Source organism: Dietzia sp. IN118 (assembly GCF_032905965.1).
Classification (GTDB): domain Bacteria; phylum Actinomycetota; class Actinomycetes; order Mycobacteriales; family Mycobacteriaceae; genus Dietzia; species Dietzia kunjamensis.
In genome coordinates this window covers 2164056-2183688 of record NZ_JAUMSR010000001.1, presented here as the reverse complement: position 1 = coordinate 2183688, position 19633 = coordinate 2164056, and the positions used below count along the sequence as shown (strand labels likewise).

The window sequence follows — 19633 nt, the reverse complement described above, 5'->3', positions numbered from 1 at the left end:
GTCCATTACCCAGGACAGGACTGCAGGCGCCGGGGTGGTCTGGGGCTGCACCACGAGATCGGCTTCGAACTCTGCAGCGGCACCACAGGCGAGCAACTCGTTGATTTCAGACCAAGTCGGTGTCATGGCGCCAGCCTAGGGCGGCCCGACAGCGCGCTGGGCGCCGTCTTTGACAGGGGATTTGGGTTTTCGGCCCCGCCAGAGAGGGAGGTCTAGCTATGCGTCTCAGGGGTGAGCTCATCGTCGATGTCGACGAGATACTCCATCATGGCCGCTGCACGGTCGGAGTCCTCTGACTTGGCGAATATTTCATTGAGCAGCGCCTCGATAGGAATGGGTTTCGGCGCTCTTCGATATCTGAGGTGGGCGCTGATCAAGTACATCCTCTGCTCGTCGTTGACGCATTCGAGGATGGGTCTCAGGTCAGCTTTTCGGGCGATGAACGATGAGGTGCCGAAGAGTTCGACGGCGGCGGCCAGAGTGACCCAGTCCCCTGAGTCCCTGAACTCCGTGAGCAGCGCTCGTGCGATGTGCTCCCGTTCGCCTGTCATGCCCGCGCCAGATCCTCAAACACCGGCGTCAGACCGCCGAGGGGCGGTCGACCCGCTGTGCCGACGCGGGTGCACGCCAACAGCCTCATGACTTGATTGTGTCTCACGAACCCCGATCAGCAGTCGTTCCGCGACAACTACGTGCGAGACGTCTTTATGACACGCCGGAGGTCGCCATCGGCCCAAGAAGCGAACGTGCGCTCGGGCCTCCAACTGACGTCTCATAAAACAGTAGGTTTTTAAGGCACATTCACGGCGCCAGGCGGGCCGCCGCGGGAGCCCTCGTCCACCCCGCTGGGGCCGCGGGTTTCAGGCGCAGCATGACGTCGGCATCTGGTTTCGGAAGAGGCCGGCCACGATGCGCAGGCTTTCGCTCATGGTCAGGTACGGCGCCCAGGTGTCGGCCAGATCGTCGACGGTCATGCCGCTTTTGATGGCGTAGGTGGCCGCCAGCATGATCTCCCCGGCCCCGTCCGCCAGAGCGTGCACGCCCAGAACCTTGCCGCTCACGGCGTCGGCGACGAGCTTCACCGCCCCGCGGGTGTCGTGCTGGACGAGCGCCCGGGGGACATCGGACAGGTCCAGGACGCGGCAGTCGCACGCGTGCCCTCGGGTGAGGGCCTCGTCCTCGGTCAACCCCGCCGAGGCCAGCTGGGGCCGGGTGAACACGACCGCAGGAAAGCCGGCGTAGTCGACCCGAGCTGCCGGCGGGTACCTGTCCTCGGTCAGGGCGTTGAGCGCGGCGGCCCGACCGCCGGCGGCGGCGGCGTAGACGTACTGGGGAGCCCCCGAGACGTCACCGGCGGCCCAGACGCGCGGGTTGGAGGTGCGCTGGGTCTGGTCGACCACGACGAAGCCGCGCTCGTCCACGTCCACACCGGCAGCGGCCAGGTTCAGGCCGTCGGTGCGGGGCAGGCGTCCGGTGGCCACCAGGACCTGCGCGCCGCGCACCTGTTCGCCCGAGTCCGTGGTCACCACCACCTCTCCTGCGGGGCCTGGTTCGCGGGCCACAGTGGTCGCGCGCTCTTCGACCACGGTGATGCCGTCGTCGGTGAAGACTTCCCGAAGTCTCTGGGCCAGCTCCGGCTCGGCGTGCGGCGCCAGACGCCCGACCACAGAGACCCGGGTGCCGAGGTGAGCGAACAGCTGGGCCTGCTCCATCCCGACGTACCCGCCACCGATAACGACCAGGGACTCAGGCAGCTCGGTCAGCTGCATCGCGGTGGTGGACGTCAGCCGGTCCACAGAGTCGAGACCGACCACCTCCGGGATGGCGGGGGTGGCACCGGTGGCGACTAGATAGGCCCGGGCCCGCAGCGCCTGGCCGTCGACGACCAGGGTGTCCCCGTCCAGGAAGCTGGCCTGGCCTGGGCGGACCTGGAAGCCGTAGGCAGCGGCCACATCGGCGTACTTCGCATCACGCAGGCGCTCGATGAGTGCGTCCTTCTGGGCCACCAGATCGCCGAGGTTCACCGGTGCGGCTGACGTTGGGGCACCTTTGAAGGGATTGGTGAGCGCGGCGTGCCGGGCCCCGGCGGCCGCCAGGAGCGTCTTGGACGGCACGCAGCCGATGTTCACGCACGTCCCGCCCAGAACACCGCGCTCAACCAGCACGACGCTCTTACCGGCCTGGCTGGCCGCGATGGCGGCGGACATCGCCGCGCCTCCTGAGCCGATCACGGCCAGATCGACGTCGTAGTCCACACCCATTTGCCCACCTTCCTTCGCGTGACCCCTCTTCAGCGTCCATAGTGGACGTTCCAGCGCAGGGGAAGGTCAAGGCGAACTGGAGTGTTCCCGCTAAAGTGGCCACTGCAATTAAGCGGCGAGTTCGTATATGTCTCTGAATCCTAGTTCAAACTCGGCTGGTGTCAAATAGCCCAGTGTGGAATGTCGTCGGGCCCTATTGTAGTACTCCTCAATCCAGGTGAATGTGCTCTTTTTGAGTGTTTTTAGAGTGGGCCACGGGCGCGTGTGAATGAGTTCCTTCTTGTAGCTCGCGAAGAATGATTCTGCGACCGCGTTGTCGAAACAAATGCCAGTGCGCCCCAATGATCGTCGGATATTGTTTTTCGTGCAGTACTTATCGAAGTCGGTGGACGTGTATTGAGTTCCGCGATCGCTGTGGAATATGACTTTTCCGGGTGGTCGACGACGAGCGATGGCCATGTCCAGTGCGTCGGTGACCAGCTCGGTTCGCATGTGGTCGGCCACGGCCCATCCGACGACCATCCGGGAGTGCAGATCGATGACGGTGGCCAGGTACGCCCAGCCGTTCCAGGTCCGTACGTAAGTAATATCGCCGCACCATTTGGTGTTCGCCTCGGCCGCCGTGAAGTCGCGGCCGATGAGGTCAGGTGCCCCAACGGGGCTGTCTCCGGCGACGGTGGTGCGTTTCCACGCCTTCGGGTGGCGGCCTTCCAGACCTGCGACCTTCATGAGCCGCCACACCCGCTTGTGCGAGACCCGGTGGCCGCCGGCGGCGAGTTCCGCACGCATGCGCCGAACGCCGGGACGGCCGTTGAGGTGCTCGTAGTGGTACTCGATCAGCGCTGTTAACTCGTCGTCTCGGAGGTCTCGAGCTGAGCGCGACTTGCCGCGCCACTTGTAGTAGCCAGAAGTCGATACGCCGAGTTGAGCACACATGAACGTGACCGGATATGAATCGGATTCAGCCCAGTCCGCGATAGCCGCGAATTTCACCGCGGGTCTTTCGCGAACCAGGTCGCTACTTTTTTTGCGAACTCCACCTCCATCCGGGCGTGCTTCACTTCTTCGCGAAGGCGCTCGAGTTCCGCCCGCTCGTCCTCATTCAACGGGCGGTCAGACTCACCGTTTCCCTCGTCTCGAGTCTTCTTCACCCATTTCCCCAACGTCATCTCGTGAACGCCGATACTGCGTGCAACTTCGGCGATCGCACGGCCATCATCGATGACCAAACTTACCGCGTTGGCCTTGTACTCGGCAGTGAAGCTCCGACGAGTAGATCCCATAATCCGCTCCCTCTATCTTGGGGGAACTCACCGCTCATCTCCGGGTGTCCACCAGAGCGGGAACGGTCCAGTTTCGATCATTGAAGTGATGTGAGACATCGATGTGCTCCCTTCTTCTCCGAGTCGTCGCTGGAGGCGCCCAGCTAACGCCGACGCTACTGATGCGCAGAACTGGCTACAGTCCCTCGGTTCGACCTTCGCAGAATCTTTGTAATAACAAGCGTCCAATACCCGTTGTAGCGGCTTTTCGCAGAAGGGCGGATCATTGTGCGGAGCGGTGACGCACGGTGATCCACTGCGCTGTGATGATGACTAGGGCCACGATCGCGGTGATGCCCAGCGTGAGTGGGTCGGACTGCGCCTTGAGCAGGAGGAAGGGTACGAGCACTGCGACGTCGAGGACGATCGCGACCCACGGGATCCACGCCTTGGCATTGACGTCGTCCTTGAGGCGTCGGACGATCCCGTAGTGGATGGCGATGTCCATTGCCAGGTACAAGATCGCCCCCAGGGAGGCGATCTGTGACAGGTCGAAGAAGGCTGCCATGAGGATCGCCAGGCCGGCTGTGATGTAGAGCGACTGGTGTCCGCCGGCGCCGGGTAGGCCCGGCACCTGGCCCATGTCGCGGAGCATGTCGTAGAGCTTGGAGACAGAGAACAAGCTCGCGATGAGTCCTGACAGCGTCGCCACCACCGCGATGATCACGGTCAGCGTGACGCCCCAGGATCCGAACATCGGCTTGGCAGCCTCGGCGAGGGCGTAGTCGCGGGCCCCGATGATCTGCGGAACGGTCAGGCTGGCGGTTACTGCGACGGTGATCAACAGGTAGAGGACGGTGCACAGGGCGATGGAGATCATGATGGAGCGGCCGATGTTGCGCTCCGGGTCCCGTAGGTCCGCGCCCTGGTTGGTGATCGTGGTGAAGCCCTTGTAGGCCAGGATGCACAGGGTCACCCCGGCCAGAAAGCCCATCCAGCCGTGCTCCGGTGGGGTGCGTTCGGCGACGGTGAACAGTCGGTCCAGCGAGGACACGCCCGCGGCCAGGATGCCGGCGATCGCCAGCACAGCGATGCCCACGATCTTGAGCGCCGCGGTAGCGGTGGCTGACCGCTCGACCCACTGGTTGCCCACCAGGTTGACCAGCGCGGCGGCGGCGATGGCGAGCACTGCCAGCACCGGCACCCACAGGGAGGAGTCCTGCATGCCGAACGGCCGCAGCACGTAGGTGCCGAAGGTCCGCCCCAGCAGGGACTCGGCGAGGATCATCGACACGTACATGAACAGGGAGAACGTGCCGGCCGCCACCCCGGGCCCGTAGGCGGCTTTGAGCAGCATCGCGATCCCGCCCGAGGACGGGTTGGTGGCCGAGTACCGGATGTAGGAGTAGGAACTGAACGCCACTACCACCGCGCCGGCGAGGAACGCCCACGGCACCCAGCCGCCGGCCAATTCCGCGACCTGGCCCACGAGGGCGAAGATGCCGGCTCCGATCATTACCCCGGTTCCCAGCGCGACGGATCCGGTGAGAGTGAGCTTGTCTTGGGACTGTGTGCTGTGGTCCATGCTGACCGCACTACCTTCCTGCCGGTGGGTGGCCGCGTCGGTGGCGATATCGGCGCGAGTGGGGATGTCAGGCGAGTTGCATAGTGGTCAGGCAGGTGAGGTCGTCGTCGCCCGTGGAGATCGGAGCGGTGGCCGTTCTGCCGTCGTGGTCGATGGTGAGCGTGGCCGTGATGCCTCGCGGTAGCCAGAGCCCGAGGAAGCCGTTGTCGTAGGTGGTGCGCGGTTCGTCGATGAGGGTGTCACCGGAGGCGTTATCGGTGACTGTGACGTGCACCTGTTCGTTGGCGATCTCGCCGAGGCAAGTGGTCAGGCTGTGGAATCGGCAGGGGTGGGTGCTCGTGTAATACGGAGCCACTGACAGATAGAACTGGTCCTCTGGAATAGGAATCGTCTCGAGGCTCTCATCGCCACTGGTCAAGACGAGCTCTGTCGGCTGCACCGAGGCGATCAGATCGTTCGGCCTGTCGGCCACCGGCATGGTGTCGAGCGTGTTGATGATCTGGGGTGCGTCGAGGCCGGCGAGGTCGTAGTGCTCCAACGACGCGGGAGGCCAGTTGGGTACTGCATTTTCGGCGGGCCCGGGCGAGCAGCCGGTCAGGGTCAGGGCAGCGGCGGCAACGAGCGCGATCGCGGCTCGTCTCCGAGTGGAGTGGGTGGTGTTCATCGGATTCATCCTCGTTGCATCGCTGTGGTGACGGTGTCCGGGCGGAGGTCGAGACGGCGCAGCAGCTGCGCGTTGAGAGCAACGACGACGGTGGAGGCGGACATGAGGATGGCGCCGACGCCCATGGGCAGTACGAATCCGATCGGGGCCAGGACACCTGCGGCCAGGGGCACGGCGGCGAGGTTGTAGCCGGCGGCCCACCACAGGTTCTGCTTCATCTTGCGGTAGCTCGCCCGGGAGAGTTCGATGACCGAGAGCACAGAGCGGGGATCCGATGAGGCCAGGATGACGCCGGCGGAGCCGATCGCCACGTCGGTCCCGGCGCCGATGGCGATGCCCACATCGGCTTGGGCCAGTGCGGGCGCGTCGTTGACCCCGTCGCCGACCATGGCGACCTTCTTGCCTTCGGACTGCAGTTCGGCGACTTTGGCGGCCTTGTCTTCTGGCCGGACCCCGGCGAAGACCCGGTCGATGCCGAGTTCGGCGGCGACGGTGTCGGCCACGGCGCGAGCATCGCCGGTGATCATGACGACTTGAGCTCCGGCGGCATGCAGGGCGTCGACGGCGTCCCGGGATTCCGGCCGGATCTCGTCGGCCAGCCGCAGCGCGCCGATCACCCGGCCCTCGGCGAGGATGTGCAGGATGATCGCGCCCTCGCCTCGCCACTGGTCGGCGATGGGGAGTTCATCGCGTCCGTGCTGATCGAGCAGGTAGGGGCCGCCGACTTCGACCACGGTGCCGTCCACCGTGGCCTTGACGCCCACGGCCGGGGAGGAGGAGAAGTCGGTCGCCTTCGACACGGTCAGGTCGCGGGTCTGTGCGGCCCCGACCACGGCTCTGGCCAGCGGGTGCTCACTGTCGGACTCGGCGGCTGCAGCCAGGGCAAGCACCTCGTTGGCGGTGTGCCCGTCTATTGATTCGATTCCGGTGACGGTGGGTTCGCCCTTGGTCAGGGTGCCGGTCTTGTCGAACAGGACGGCGTCGACGGTGCGCATCGACTCGAGCGCGAGGCGGTCCTTGATCAGTACGCCGCCGCGGGCGGCGCGTTCGGTGGCGATGGAGACCACCAGCGGGATCGCCAATCCCAGCGCGTGGGGGCAGGCGATGACCAGCACGGTGATCGTGCGCACCACACCCGCGTCCGGCAACCCGAGAGCGCTCCAGATGATCGCGGTGATCACGGCCGATGCGAGGGCGAACCAGAACAACCAGCCGGCCGCGGTGTCGGCGATGCGCTGGGCCCGCGAGGAGGATGCCTGTGCGTCGGCCACCAGCTTCTGAATTCCGGCCAGAGCGGTGTCGTCCCCTGTCGCCGAGACCTTCACGCGCAGGCCGGAGTCAGTGGCCACGGTGCCTGCGACGACCTGCTCGCCGATGCCGCGGCGGATCGCCTTGGATTCGCCGGTGACCATGGATTCGTCCATGCTGGCCGAGCCGTCGATGATCGTGCCGTCGGCGGGCACAGAAGCACCGGGGCGGACGATCACCACGTCGCCGACCACCAGGTCGGCCGGGGAGACGATGACGACGTCGTCATCGTCGACCTTCTCGGCCTCATCCGGCAGCAGCGCCGCCAGGGAGTCGAGCGCGGAGGTGGTCTGCGCCAGGGAGCGCATTTCGATCCAGTGGCCCAGCAGCATGATCACCACCAGCAGGGCCAGTTCCCACCAGAAGTTCAGCTCATGATCCAGGATGCGCAGGGTAGCGCCCCAGGAGGCGATGAACGCCACCGTGATCGCCAGGCCGATCAGGAGCATCATTCCGGGCTGGCGAGCGCGGAGCTCGGACAGCGCGCCGGTCAGGAACGGCCGACCGCCCCAGAGGTAGATCACCGTGCCCAGGGCGGGGGAGACCCACCACACCCAGCCGGCCTCCGGCAGCTGGTAGCCGGTGAGGTCGGCGAACATGTCATTGAAGCCGACCACCGGCACTGCCAAAACGAGCATGATCCAGAACAGCCGTCGGAACTGCCCGACGTGGTCTGCGTGCCCCGCATGACCGCCGTGGTCTTCATGACCGGCGTGATGCTGTCCGGTGTGGCCGTGGCTGGCCGCGTCGTCAGCTGCGCCCGGGTGATGATGTTCGGCTACCGAGGTGGCCATCTCGTCGGGGCGGCCGGCCGAACCGTCACCGGGTCCGCCGCGGCGATCATGGTGGTGGTGATCGTGTGGCTGACTCATTTGTCTGTCTCCGTGTGAGCGCCGGCGGCCACGGCGGCATCATCGTCAGCCTGCGGACGGCCGGTGGCGGCGATTCGTTCTAGGTCCGTGGGCGTGGAGCAGCATGAACACGCTTCCTTGACGGCCGTGGGCGGGAGCGCAGAGCGCGTTGTGGAGAACATGGATTTTCCTCTCCGCGTGGTGTGGTGTCTCGGGTGTCGTGCCGGGCCGGTGTGGCCCATGGCGATCGGGTGGTTAGAGCGAGGTGAGCAGGTCGCGCATGGTGTCGATCTCCTGCTGCTGGGTGTCGATGATGGTCTGGGCCAACTCGACCGCAGGCTGGTAGCGGCCACCTTCGACCTCCTCCTCGGCCATGGCGATGGCGCCCTGGTGATGGGCGATCATCTGCTCCAAAAACATCCGGGCGGCGTCGGCTCCCTGTGCGTCGGACAGCTGTTCTAGTTCGTCGTCGGAGAGCATTCCCTCCATCTTGGACATGTCGTGACCGCCGTGACCATCCTGCGGTTCGGTCGCCTCGCCCCACTGCTCCAGCCAGTCGGTCAGCTGCGCGATCTCGGGGCCCTGGGCAGCCTTGATCTCCTCGGCGAGCGCCGCGACGTCGGCGGGGATGTCGTCCTTGGCCAGGATGATGTCGCTCATCTCGATCGCCTGCTGGTGGTGCGGGAGCATCATCTGCGCGAACATCACGTCGGCCTGCGAATGCTCCTCGTCCTGGCCAGAGGCAACGGTGCCGGCCACGGATGTGGTGGCGCCGGCCGCGGTGGTGGGCGCGGCGGGCGAGGCTTCGGTGCTGTCGGTGCTGTCGGTGCAGGCGGACAGCGTCAGGGCAACGGCGGTCAGGGCTGCGGGCAGGAGCAGAGTGGTGCGGGTCATCGTGGTCGATGTCCTTTCGGGTCGGCGTCAAGATCGGGTGGTGTGTCGATCGGGTGGTGGTCAGGCGAGGTAGGACAAGGTGGTCATCATTCCGGCTTCCTGGTGGTAGGCGTTGTGGCAGTGGAACGCCCATTGTCCGGGGTTGTTCGCGTCGAACTCGATCTCGATAGTCCGCATGGGGCGGATCGTGACGGTGTCTTTGCGCAGCCCGCTGTCGGCGAGGGCGAAGGTGTGACCGTGAAGGTGCATCGGGTGGGCCATGTCGGACATGTTGCGCAGCCGCATCCGGACCCGGTCGCCGCGGGAGACCTCCAACGGCGTGGTGTCGGGGTGGGTTTGCCCGTTGAGTGTCCAGCGATACGGCATCATGCTGCCGCCCATGTCGACGCTGAGGTAGCGGTCGTGCCCTCGGCCGGGCAGTCGAGAGTCCGGCGCTGGGGTCAGATCCGCGGCCAGCAGCACCGGTACGTCGAGTTCGCCGGGGCGCGGGTCGGCGGGTAGCTCGCCGGCCCCGGTGCGCACGAGGGCGTACCCGTACCCGTTCTTGCCTTCTGCCTCGGCGAAGAGGGGAAACACCCCGTCTGTCAGCGTGACCACGGCGTCGACCCTCTCGCCCATCCCGAGCAGGATCGCCTCCGTCTCCTGGGGAGCGGTGGGAAAGCCGTCGGTGTCGGTGACGGTCATCGTGTGTCCGCCGAGGGCGACGCGGAAGAACGTGTCCGCCCCGGCGTTGATGAACCGGATCTTCACGCGTTGGCCCGGGCTGGCAGTCCATGAGATCGGATCGGCCGGGACTCGGCCGTTGACCAGGTAGTGCGAATAGTGGACGTCCCCGGCGACACCGAGCAACCGGGAGGTCATCATCGGGTTGCTGGACCGGGCGCCCCCCATCGGGCCGTGCCCCATTCCGGCCATCGGCCGGCCCTGAGCGCCGGGGGCATCCATGCCCAATCGCCCGGCGGCGTCCTCGGGAGTGCCGTCGATGCCGTCGAGCCAGTCGTCGAGGACGACGATCCATTCGTGGTCATAGTCCCCGGGGTCGGCGGGATCGTCGATGATCAGCGGACCGTACAGGCCCCGGTCGAGCTGTAGCCCGGAGTGTGAGTGGTACCAATGTGTGCCGGCGTGCGGGACGGTGAAGTCGTAGGTGAACCGGGCGCCCGGAGGGATCGGGTCCTGGGTCAGACCGGGCACTCCGTCCATATCGTTGCGCAGGGCGATGCCGTGCCAGTGCACGCTCGTCGCCTGGTCGAGCTGGTTATCCACCTCGACTTGCAGCAGATCTCCTGCCCGGGCCCGCAGGACCGGACCCGGAACAGTGTCAGCAAATGCCCAGGTCGACACCACGAGACCACCGAGATCGACCTCCACCGGGCGCGGGGACAGCCGAGCGTTCACCACCTGCTGTCCCGGTCGCTGCCGCTCGGCCTCCAGGTCCCGGATCGCCGGATCCGACGCCGACACCGGCACTCCCGAGGGCCCCGGCTCGCTGCAGGCGGTCACCGCACCCGCGCCGGCCAGGACCGAACCGATGAGAAATGCCCGCCGCGACAACTCCTTCATCGGTCGCCCTCCGAGGGCGACGGCCCGAACAGGGCAGTGACCAGGAGCAAGGTTGACGCCCACAGTGCGGTGACGACCACGGCTCCGACGGTCAATGCGACCCATCCGAGCATGAGGTACCTCCCGTGTCCGACTCGACCGCCCATGGTGACCGGCCACCCGAGCGTTCTGGATGGAGATCGTGTGAAGATTCGGTCAAGGCGCCCACTCGGGTGAGGGATTTCCAGGAGTTGCGGCGAAGATGGCCTGCATGCCCCCTTCCGTTTCTGGCGCTCGCAGTTCGCATCCCCAGCAGCACGCCGGTCCGCGGGCGCTGGTGGTCGATGACGAGGAGCCCCTCGCCGACCTGGTCGGGTCCTATCTCGAGCGCGACGGGTTCGATGTCACGATCACCGGGGACGGACAGGAGGCGGTGGGTCTGGCTCGTCGAATCGATCCCGATGTCATCGTTCTCGACCTGGGGCTGCCCGGGCTGGACGGGATCGAGGTATGCCGTCAGGTCAGGACGCACTCCGACGCCTACATCGTCATGCTTACGGCCCGGACCGAGGAGGTCGACACGCTGATCGGCCTGTCCGTCGGCGCGGATGACTACATGACCAAACCGTTCAGCCCGCGCGAGCTCTCGGCCAGGATCCAGGCGATGATGCGCAGACCTCGAACCGGCGCCACCGAAATCGACCACGGCAGGTCGCCGGAGCAGGTACGGACCGTCGGCGACCTGACTATTGACACCGCGGGCCGAGAGGTCACCGTCGGCGGCGCCGATGTCGCGCTGACCCGCACCGAGTTCGACATCCTCGCCGCGCTCGCCCGCGACCCTGGGGTCGTCTTCAGCCGAGCCCAGCTGATGGCCGCCGTGTGGGGCCCGAACTGGGTGGGTGATGACCACTTGGTAGACGTCCACATCGGTCACCTTCGCCGCAAGCTGGGCGACGATGCCTCCCGAGGCCGTTTCGTACGCACGGTCAGAGGAGTTGGTTACCGCATGGGAACCGGCCAGTGAACGACATACCATCGCCGGACGCGACTGAAACTCGGCCCCGCACCAGCCGACGCGTCGCTGGGTTCAGCTTCGGAACCCGCCTGCTTCTGGCCATGTCCAGCGTGGTCGTCGGGTGCGCGGTCAGCGCGTGGCTCGTCGCCTCCGCCCTGGCCCCGGGCATTTTCCACGACCACCTCGGTCAAGCCGGAATCGACCACGATTCGAACGAAGCAGCCCACGTCGAAGAAGCCTTCACGGTCGCCATAGTCCTGGCCTGGGGGCTGGCGGTAGCAATCGCGGTCCTGGTGGCCTTGCTCACCAGCTGGTACCTCACCCGCCGAGTCCAGCGCTCGGTCACCATGGTCACCACCTCGACGGCAGACATAGCGCGAGGGCAATACGAGACCCGGGTGACAAGTCCGAAACTTGGCCGGGAGTTCGACGATCTGGCCACCAGCGTCAACGAACTGGCCAGGCGTCTCGATGCGACAGATGCCACCAGGCGAAGGATGCTCGCGGATCTGGGTCACGAGCTGCGCACCCCGCTGGCCACCATCGACTCCTACCTCGAGGCCGTGGACGACGGAGTCCGTGCCTTCGACGACTCCACAAGGCAAGTGTTGTGGGCGGCCACCCGGCGGCTCGAACGGCTCGCCTCGGACATCGTCGACGTCTCCGATGCAGAAGAACACCTCACACGACTGCAACCAGTTCGAACCACCACCAAAGACCTGGTGGCAACGGCAGTTAACGCAGCACGCGAACGCTACGCGGACAAAGGCGTCCAGCTGCACATAGGCGACATCGAGCCGACCGACGTCACCGTGGATGCCGAACGAATCGGACAGGTATTGGGAAACCTCCTCGACAACGCCCTACGACACACACCGACCGGAGGGACCGTCACCCTCAGCGCTGCTCCTTCGAGAACGAACACAACCGCGATCACCGTCTCCGACACCGGGGAAGGGATCGCCGCCCAGCACCTAGAGCATCTCTTCGACCGCTTCTACCGAGCCGATCCCGCCCGAGGCCGAAACGCAGGCGGCACCGGAATCGGCCTGGCGATCACCCGAGCACTGGTCGAAGCACACGGAGGGCGAATCCGAGTAAGCAGCCGCGGCCTAGGCCACGGAGCACAATTCACACTCGAACTCCCCTCTGCGCGAGAGGCGCAAGGAACCACAATGCAGTCATAAACTAGCCCACCACCTATTTATGCCCCCACCCTCGCTGATCTCTCGGCATATACACAATTGTCTCCCGAGTTAACATGAGGGCATCTCTCGGTCTTCGAGCGACACCATCTCGGCCCCGCACCGGACGAGGCCAACACCAGATAAGAGGAGACAATTGACGGAGCGACGATGGACCGTTAACGGTCTAGGAGATCATTCGGAAGTTTTTGACGAGCAACAGCAGTCATGGCTGAAGGCAAGCAAGCAAGTCGTCACACCATCCGGACTGGTGAAGGTGACCGGCCGCAACAACAGCGGGGAGAAGGTCACCATTCGGATGTGTGAGGGCGAGACCTGGCTGGTCCGCTAGAAGCCACATCTGTTGCGTTCTTAGGAAGCCGACCTCCGTAGCTTTACAGAATCTACGTTCTCGGCCATTGTTCCAATCACCTGAGATGGATCCGGTCCGGCGACATTCTCCAGCGCCACATCGCAGGTGACGGTGGCTACGGTGAGGCTTGGCGGGCTCCAAGTTCGGCGACCTTGATGAAGTAGAGAAGAACGTCCCTACAGCGATGGTTCTTGCGGGCTCTGGCTACTTGGGTTCAAGTCGGCCGCTGTCGCGCATGCCCGTAATAGTGAGGCGACGGGATTGGTCGCCGAACCTGGTCCGGAGATCCTCACCGCATGCCCGCTTTACGAAGTGGATAAGGCCTGATGGGCTGCCCGTGGCGCGGGACGTAAATACAGCCGCCCGTCTCGAGGGCGCACGCGTAATCTCAACAAGCATGACGCCTCGCGACAATGATGAACGGCTCATCGGGGCCCTTGGCCCTACCGCCTGCGTCCGCTTGAGCTCCTGCGTCCAGCAGCACCGGTTGATCTCCGGCGGCGCAGGGCCTGCAATCGAGTCGCAGCGCACCGACTGTGGGCAGCGGACATGACCGTGCCCGCGTCCGGACGGCGGGTGCTGGTCACCGGCGCCACCCAGGGTATTGGCCGTGCCGTGGCACAGGCGTTTGCCCGGCTCGGGGATATCGTGGCTGTTCACTACGCATCGCGCCCCGAGGAAGCTCGACGTACGCTCGAGTCCCTTGATGGCGATGGGCACGTCATGGTGAACGCCGACATCAGTGACCCGCACCAGTGCCGAGCCCTCGTGCAGAAGGTCCTGAGCGAGCTGGGAGGGGTGGACGTGCTGATCAACAACGCAGGTATCGCTCCGAGCCCGTTCAACGCTCATCCGATCGTAGACGCAACGTTCGAGGACTGGACGGATCGTTGGGAGCAGATGTTGTCGGTCAATCTCCTGGGAGCCGCCCACGTCACCTGGGCGTTCGCGCAGCAGCTCCGTGAAGGCGGCGGTTCTGGCGCCGTGGTGAACATCGGGTCGCGCGGCGCGTTCAAGGGCGAGCCCGAGCACCCGGCCTATGCGGCCAGTAAAGCCGCACTCCACGCGTTCGGGCAGTCAATCGCCGCGACGCTTGCCCCGTACGGAATCTCGGTCTCGTCGGTGGCGCCGGGCGTCGTAGCCACCGAACGCCAGGCGACGACACTGGCTGGCCCGGTCGGCGATGGGCTGCGCGCACAGAGCCCCTTCGGTCGCGTTGCCACCCCGGAAGAGGTGGCACACGCCGTGCTCTACCTTGCCTCCCCCGAGGCGGTCTGGTCCTCGGGCGCCGTACTCGACCTCAACGGAGCCTCGTACTTCCATCCGTAGAGGGCTGACGGCTGACCCGTATGCCGGGTGCATCTCAACAGCAATGCTGGTCGTGAGTCTCCGCCGGGCCGTTAATTCCCGCCGGCCACTAGACCCAGTCGACGGTCTGCAGCAGCGACTCCTTGAGCTCCAGAGCGGGGTGCCCCAAACAGTGGTATGCCAGGGGACGGGCGTCCTCCGGCAGCGGAACGCTCCCGGAGAAGTGGTCGGGATCGACGAAGCTCGTGACGTGCCATGATTGGCTCAGCCCGACGCTCGGCGCCACGGCGAAGACGCGGGGAGCCGCTCGACGGTCTGGCGCGAAAGGGGTGTGGTGGAAGTGCCGATGGTCCCGGCGCGTCGCCAGAACGCGCCACAATGCCTCGACATCGACCGCGCGATCGTCGCCGGGGCCGGGATCGGTGCTCATGCCCGTACGAACCGGGGGCTCCACACCCGGCCGGAGTCCGTGATCCGCGTCCCGGAGGCGCCCACTATGAGCAGGCACTTCATGTCGATCGACCCACAGTCGAGTTCGCCGAGGGTGGTGACGGTCAACGATTCCTCGGCTCGGCCCACGTCACGGCCCACCACGACGGGCGTGGTCGGGCAACGGTGACGCAGGATCACCTCGCGGGCGTCGGAGACCTGGTGGGTGCGCGAGCGGGAGGCGGGGTTGTAGACCGCCAGGACCAGATCCGCGGCGGCGATCGCGTCCAGCCGCTGGTCGATCACGTCCCACGGCTTGAGCCGGTCCGACAGGCTCACCACGGCAAAGTCCGCACCGATGGGAGCGCCCGCCCGCGCGGCCACCGCCTGTACCGCGGAGACCCCGGGAGCGACGTGGACGTCGATGCCGGTGAAGCGCGGATCCTCCGCGGCCTCGAAGACCGCCGAGGCCATGCCGAACACGCCCGCGTCGCCGCCGGAGACCACGGCCACTTGCTCGCCCGCGCCGGCCAACTCCAGGGCGAGTGCCGCCCGGTCGACCTCGACGGTGTTGCCGGAGCAGTGTCTGCGCAAGCCCGCCCGCTGCGGGACGCGGTCGACGTACGGGGCGTACCCCACCACGTGGTCGACCTCGGACAGGATCCGCGTGGCCTCCGGGGTGAGCCAGTCCTGCGGCCCCGGGCCCAGGCCGACGACGTGCACGACGCCGCGCGATAGCGGGGCCTGCCCGTCCGTGGAGTCGGCCGAGCCGGCGGTACGACCCGGGGAGGGCTCCCCGGGCGCAGAGAGCTGTGCGGGCCGGCGGCCGGTGGGGTCGGAGTGCTGAGAGTCGCCGGGGACGACGATGAGCGAGAAGTACGGCACGGAGTCCGGGTCGACCTCGCTGACCGGGTGATGTGCCTCCGCGTCGGTTGAGGCCCGCTCCACATAGACCGCGCCGTCGAGCCGCCCGGCCGCCTCGAGGGCCCGCCGGACGGCGGGGAAGTTGCGGCCGAGCTTCATGATGATCGCACCGTCGGTGTCTGCAAGGCGCCGCGCGAGCTCGGGCTCGGGGAGCGTGCCCGGCAGGACGGTGAGGACGTCGGTCTGCCTGACCAGGGGAGTGGCGGCCGCGGCGGTGGCAGCGGCGAACGCGGGAATACCGGGCACGATCTCGGTCTCGAATCGAGCGGCGAGCTTGTCGTGCATGTACATGAAGGAGCCGTAGAACAGCGGGTCTCCCTCCGAGAGCAGGACCACGTCCCGGCCGGCGGCCAGGTGCTCGGCCAGTCGCTGCGCGCTGCGCTCGTAGAAGTCCGCGATCGCGCCCGCGTACCCGCCCGGGTGGTCGGTGACGCCCGTGGTTACCGGATACTCCAGTCGCTCCTGTATCGCGCCAGAAGGGATGAGCTCGGCGGCGATGCGACGCGCGTTGGATTCCTTGCCGCGCCCAGCGTGAAAAGCCACGACGTCGGCCGCGCCGATGAGCCGGGCGGCCTTGAGCGTGAGCAACTCGGGATCGCCCGGTCCCACGCCGACGCCGTACAGACGGCCGGTCACTCCGCCTCCTGGGCCAGGGCGTTGACGGCAGAGGCGGTCATCGCGGACCCGCCGCGCCGGCCGTGGACGGTGACGAAGGGGATGTCGATGCCGTGGTCGTCCGCGAACGCCGCGAGCGCGGCCTTGGACTCGGCGGCTCCGATGAAACCCACCGGGCAGCCGACGATCGCGGCGGGCCGGGGAGCACCGTCGAGGATCATCTCCAGCAGGTGGAACAGGGCGGTGGGGGCGTTGCCGATCGCGACGACGGCGCCGTCGAGGGGGTCGCCCCACAACGCCAGCGCGGCGGCGGAGCGGGTGGTGCCCATCCGCGCGGCCAGGTCGCGGACGCCGGGATCGGACAGGGTGCACACCACGTCGTTGTCGCGGGGGAGCCGGGCCCGGGTGATCCCGGAGGCGACCATGTGGGCGTCGCAGAGGATCGGCGCGCCGGCGTCGAGCGCCGACCTCGCAGCGCTGACCAGGCCGGGGTGCACCTGCAGGTCACGGGTCAGGTCCGTCTGGCCGGTGCCGTGGACCATCCGCACGGCCAGTCGCTCGGCGTCGGCCGGAACGCGGGACAGGTCGGTCTCGCCGCGGATGGTCGCGAAGGAGTCGACGTAGATGGCGGGCCCGTCGTCGACGTAGTCGTAGCGACGCGGCGGCCTCAGGGCAGCACTCATGGGGTCCTCCTCGGGGTTCTCGCCCCGGTGTGAGAAGTCGCAGCGACGCGGTGGGAGCGCGCTGATCCCCGGTGAGTATCTGGCTGGGCCCATCGGCTCGACGGGCCTCACAGTGGCGGAACCGCCCCGGACTTGCACCGGGTTCCTCGCCGTGGGACAGCCCGCAGCCTACTCGCGGACGACCAGCACCCCGCGCCACGGGGTCACGATGAGCTCGGCGACGTCGCCGCCGGTGAGCCGGGCGATGAGGTGGCGGTCGAGGGTCCCGTCCGGCGCTTCGACGTGCTCGATCCGCCCCGCGGACCCCGCGACCGGCCCGTACGGCAGCGCCGGGGCCGGGCTCGGCAGTCGGCCGTCCGCGGGGCGGGCCTCGAAGAGGGGGGTTGGCAGTTCCCGCACGTGCCACGGGGCGTCCGGGCCGGTGCCGCGGGCGTCGACGAACTCGCGGGCCAGCTCGACCAGCCGGTCGGCGGCGTCGGCCAGCGGCACCACCTCGGACCAGCGGTCGCCCACCCGCAGCTGCGCGGTGTCGGCATCCAGGGCGACCAGGCCCAGGTCGCAGGAGCGGTCGAGCAGGTCCCCGCGGCCGTCGTCCAGGACGAACAGGAATCGGCCCGGCAGACCGCCGAGCGCAGGGTCGGCCAGCAGTCCGGCGTCCAGCGCGTCAGTCACCGGTCGCAGGTCCGCGCTGCCACCGACCAGGCCCGTCATCGGCGAGACGAGGACGTTGCGCACCAGCTCGTGCCCGGGCGCGGGGAGCAGGCCCGTCTCCGCGATCGCCGCCACCACCTCGCCGGGCAGCTGCCCGTCCGGACCGATCGGCAGGGCCCGAAGCTGCAGGTTCGCACGCGTGGTCACGTGCACGTTGTCGTCGTCGCCATATCTCACGGCGACCCCGTGCAGGGCGGACAGGGCCGCCGGTGACACGCGGCCACCCGGCACGCGCAGTCGGACCAGGGCGCCGTCGGAGGCCGGCCACGGCCGCAGGACGCCCGGGCACATGTCGCCACGGGTCCGGCGGGTGGGTTCGGCGATGCTCACGGGGGCCATTGTGGCAGCCCGTCGCCGGTGTACTTTTCCCAGACGGCAGAGGGTAAGTTTTTTCTTCACAACTGAAGAAACGGAGCTCCACCGTGACACCTCGCCGCGTACCCACCCTTCTCGCCTCCGCCCTCACCGCAGTCGCACTGGTCGCGGCCGGGTGCTCGTCGGACGCCGCCACCGAACCCGCCGCCGCCGAAGCGGCCGCCACGACCACGGCATCACCGGCCGCCGGGTCCGCCGCCGGGGTGACCGTCCCGGACGCGTTCACCGCGCTGACGATGATTCCCATCGGCAACCCGCCGCTGCCGTTCAAGGGCACGGACGGCAAGTACCACGTGGCCTACGACCTGCAGCTCACCAACGCCACCAAGGTGCCGGCGAGCGTGGACAAGATCGAGGTGGTGGACGGCACCGATCCCACCAAGGTCATCGCCAGCTTCTCCGCCGCCGCTCTCGTGGACCCGGACTGCGTCTTCGGTGACTGCAACCGCTTGCGCGACCTGCCCGCCGGGTACGTCGACACCGCGCAGATCCCGCCGCAGGAGAGCCGGGTCGTGTTCATCGACTTCACCCTCGACTCGCTCGACCAGGCCCCGGACGCGGTGCTGCACCACCTCTACGGGACCGGTGCCGCCTCGCCGGCGTTCGGGGAGCCGGGACCCATCGACTACCTTACGACACCGGTTGCCTTCTCCACCCGCACCGTGCCGGTCATCGCGCCGCCCGTGCGGGGCGAGAACTGGGTGGCCCTCAACGGGTGTTGCGAACCGGGGTTCCCGCACCGCAGTTCGGTGATGTCGGTCAACGGCAAACTCAACAACAGCCAGCGGTTCGCAATCGACTGGAAGCGCACCAACGACCAGGGCGAGTTCTACACCGGCGACAGGAACCACAACGAGAGCTACGTGGACTACGGCGCCGAGATCCTCGCCGTCGCCGACGCCACCGTCGTCTCGGTCCTCGACGGGATGGAGGCCAATGCGCCGGGGGTCCTGCCCGCCAGCAACCCGGAACTGGCGTCCAAGCTCACCGTCGAGAACGTGGACGGCAACCACGTGGTGCTCGACCTCGGCGACGGCGTGTACGCGATGTACGCACACATGATCTCCGGCTCGGTCACGGTGAAACCCGGCGACACGGTGACCGAGGGCCAAGTGCTCGGCAAGCTCGGGAACACCGGCAACGCCAACGCCTCGCACCTTCACTTCCAGCTCATGCACGGGCCGAGCCTGCTCGAGGCCGACTCGCTGCCGTACGAGCTGAAGGGGTTCGACTACGCCGGGCAGGTCCCGCCGCAGCGGATCGCCGACGCCGACGACTTCCTGTCCGGCACCTTCGTCGACACCGCGGACCTCTCACCGGAGCCGCGGAGAGGCGAGCTGCCACTCAACCTCGCGGTGGTGGACTTCCCCTGACCGGGATGGCCGTCCCTGGCTGACGCGAGGCAGCCGGTCGGCCACGGGCGGGGTGCGCCGGATAGGCTCGCCGGTGCCGTGGTGCTCGGGAAGCCGGAGGAAAAGCCGGCGCGGCCCTCGCCACTGTAGTCGCGGAGTCGCGCACCCTCGTCCGTCCCTCACGGGGCGGAGACCACTGGACCCTCCAGGATCCGGGAAGGTTGGTCGCACGGCGTTGATGCGAAAGCCAGGAGACCGGCCACGGCGACATGTTCCACGAGGGTTTGGAGAAGA

General features: G+C 67.3%; 18 protein-coding genes and 2 riboswitches. Of the genes, 5 read left to right on the top strand and 13 right to left on the bottom strand.

From position 1 onward, the window contains the following. Positions 1 to 212 precede the first annotated feature (212 nt). From Q2K20_RS10490 to Q2K20_RS10460, 7 genes are all read right to left on the bottom strand, one after another. Positions 213 to 551 carry a hypothetical protein gene (locus tag Q2K20_RS10490; RefSeq protein ID WP_269505597.1) on the bottom strand — a complete coding sequence of 113 codons (339 nt, stop codon included), beginning with the start codon at positions 549 to 551 and terminating at the stop codon, positions 213 to 215. 309 nt (positions 552 to 860) lie between these two features. Further along, the gene (merA, locus tag Q2K20_RS10485; protein ID WP_269505600.1) at positions 861 to 2261 is read right to left on the bottom strand and encodes a mercury(II) reductase; all 1401 of its coding nucleotides are present in this window, start codon (positions 2259 to 2261) and stop codon (positions 861 to 863) included. Positions 2262 to 2369: 108 nt separating this feature from the next. Next, on the bottom strand, positions 2370 to 3254 hold the full coding sequence (locus Q2K20_RS10480; protein WP_317176788.1) for an IS3 family transposase: 885 nt from the start codon (positions 3252 to 3254) through the stop codon (positions 2370 to 2372). After that, on the bottom strand, positions 3251 to 3544 hold the full coding sequence (locus tag Q2K20_RS10475; RefSeq protein WP_006898371.1) for a transposase: 294 nt from the start codon (positions 3542 to 3544) through the stop codon (positions 3251 to 3253). Before Q2K20_RS10475 ends, Q2K20_RS10480 begins: the two co-directional genes overlap by 4 nt. 262 nt (positions 3545 to 3806) lie before the next feature. After that, positions 3807 to 5108 carry an APC family permease gene (locus Q2K20_RS10470; protein WP_269504536.1) on the bottom strand — a complete coding sequence of 434 codons (1302 nt, stop codon included), beginning with the start codon at positions 5106 to 5108 and terminating at the stop codon, positions 3807 to 3809. Between the two features lie 67 nt (positions 5109 to 5175). Continuing rightward, positions 5176 to 5772, bottom strand: a complete 597-nt coding sequence (locus Q2K20_RS10465; protein WP_206473584.1) for a CueP family metal-binding protein — start codon at positions 5770 to 5772, stop codon at positions 5176 to 5178. Positions 5773 to 5777: 5 nt separating this feature from the next. After that, positions 5778 to 7718 (bottom strand): heavy metal translocating P-type ATPase, encoded by a 1941-nt coding sequence (locus Q2K20_RS10460; protein ID WP_313798186.1) that lies wholly within the window; start codon positions 7716 to 7718, stop codon positions 5778 to 5780. A gap of 39 nt (positions 7719 to 7757) precedes the next feature. On the opposite strand from Q2K20_RS10460, the gene Q2K20_RS10455 reads away from it, so the two are divergent. After that, positions 7758 to 7970 carry a hypothetical protein gene (locus tag Q2K20_RS10455; RefSeq protein ID WP_132061920.1) on the top strand — a complete coding sequence of 71 codons (213 nt, stop codon included), beginning with the start codon at positions 7758 to 7760 and terminating at the stop codon, positions 7968 to 7970. Between the two features lie 216 nt (positions 7971 to 8186). Here Q2K20_RS10455 and Q2K20_RS10450 read toward each other — a convergent pair whose 3' ends face one another. Both Q2K20_RS10450 and Q2K20_RS10445 read right to left on the bottom strand, forming a co-directional pair. Beyond that, complete coding sequence (locus Q2K20_RS10450; RefSeq protein WP_269504543.1) at positions 8187 to 8825, bottom strand: DUF305 domain-containing protein; 639 nt, start codon at positions 8823 to 8825, stop codon at positions 8187 to 8189. A gap of 60 nt (positions 8826 to 8885) precedes the next feature. Beyond that, entirely contained in the window at positions 8886 to 10388 is a 1503-nt protein-coding gene (locus Q2K20_RS10445; RefSeq protein WP_269504545.1) for a multicopper oxidase family protein, read from the bottom strand. Between the two features lie 313 nt (positions 10389 to 10701). Between Q2K20_RS10445 and Q2K20_RS10440 the strand changes: the two genes are divergently transcribed. The 3 genes from Q2K20_RS10440 to Q2K20_RS10430 all read left to right on the top strand — a co-directional run bounded on the left by Q2K20_RS10440 (position 10702) and on the right by Q2K20_RS10430 (position 14271). After that, the gene (locus Q2K20_RS10440) at positions 10702 to 11394 is read left to right on the top strand and encodes a response regulator transcription factor (RefSeq protein ID WP_096907287.1); all 693 of its coding nucleotides are present in this window, start codon (positions 10702 to 10704) and stop codon (positions 11392 to 11394) included. Positions 11395 to 11486: 92 nt separating this feature from the next. After that, on the top strand, positions 11487 to 12572 hold the full coding sequence (locus Q2K20_RS10435; protein WP_269504547.1) for a sensor histidine kinase: 1086 nt from the start codon (positions 11487 to 11489) through the stop codon (positions 12570 to 12572). A 919-nt stretch (positions 12573 to 13491) separates the two neighbouring features. Further along, a complete protein-coding gene (locus tag Q2K20_RS10430; RefSeq protein ID WP_269504549.1) occupies positions 13492 to 14271 on the top strand; it encodes an SDR family NAD(P)-dependent oxidoreductase in 780 nt (259 codons plus the stop codon). A gap of 88 nt (positions 14272 to 14359) precedes the next feature. Here the strand turns inward: Q2K20_RS10430 and Q2K20_RS10425 are convergent, their stop codons facing one another. The 4 genes from Q2K20_RS10425 to Q2K20_RS10410 all read right to left on the bottom strand — a co-directional run bounded on the left by Q2K20_RS10425 (position 14360) and on the right by Q2K20_RS10410 (position 17942). Further along, positions 14360 to 14680, bottom strand: a complete 321-nt coding sequence (locus Q2K20_RS10425) for a hypothetical protein (RefSeq protein WP_269504550.1) — start codon at positions 14678 to 14680, stop codon at positions 14360 to 14362. Further along, positions 14677 to 16239, bottom strand: coding sequence for a precorrin-2 C(20)-methyltransferase (locus Q2K20_RS10420; protein WP_269504552.1), 1563 nt, complete (start codon positions 16237 to 16239; stop codon positions 14677 to 14679). The genes Q2K20_RS10425 and Q2K20_RS10420 overlap by 4 nt, the downstream gene beginning before the upstream one ends. Then, a complete protein-coding gene (locus tag Q2K20_RS10415; RefSeq protein ID WP_269504554.1) occupies positions 16236 to 16901 on the bottom strand; it encodes a precorrin-8X methylmutase in 666 nt (221 codons plus the stop codon). Before Q2K20_RS10415 ends, Q2K20_RS10420 begins: the two co-directional genes overlap by 4 nt. Positions 16902 to 16974: 73 nt before the next feature. After that, positions 16975 to 17049, bottom strand: a riboswitch (cobalamin riboswitch). Positions 17050 to 17069: 20 nt separating this feature from the next. Then, positions 17070 to 17942 carry a nitrite reductase gene (locus Q2K20_RS10410; protein WP_269504556.1) on the bottom strand — a complete coding sequence of 291 codons (873 nt, stop codon included), beginning with the start codon at positions 17940 to 17942 and terminating at the stop codon, positions 17070 to 17072. Positions 17943 to 18034: 92 nt separating this feature from the next. On the opposite strand from Q2K20_RS10410, the gene Q2K20_RS10405 reads away from it, so the two are divergent. Then, positions 18035 to 19360 (top strand): M23 family metallopeptidase, encoded by a 1326-nt coding sequence (locus Q2K20_RS10405; protein ID WP_269504559.1) that lies wholly within the window; start codon positions 18035 to 18037, stop codon positions 19358 to 19360. Positions 19361 to 19422: 62 nt separating this feature from the next. Beyond that, positions 19423 to 19618: riboswitch (cobalamin riboswitch) on the top strand. Positions 19619 to 19633: the final 15 nt, after the last annotated feature.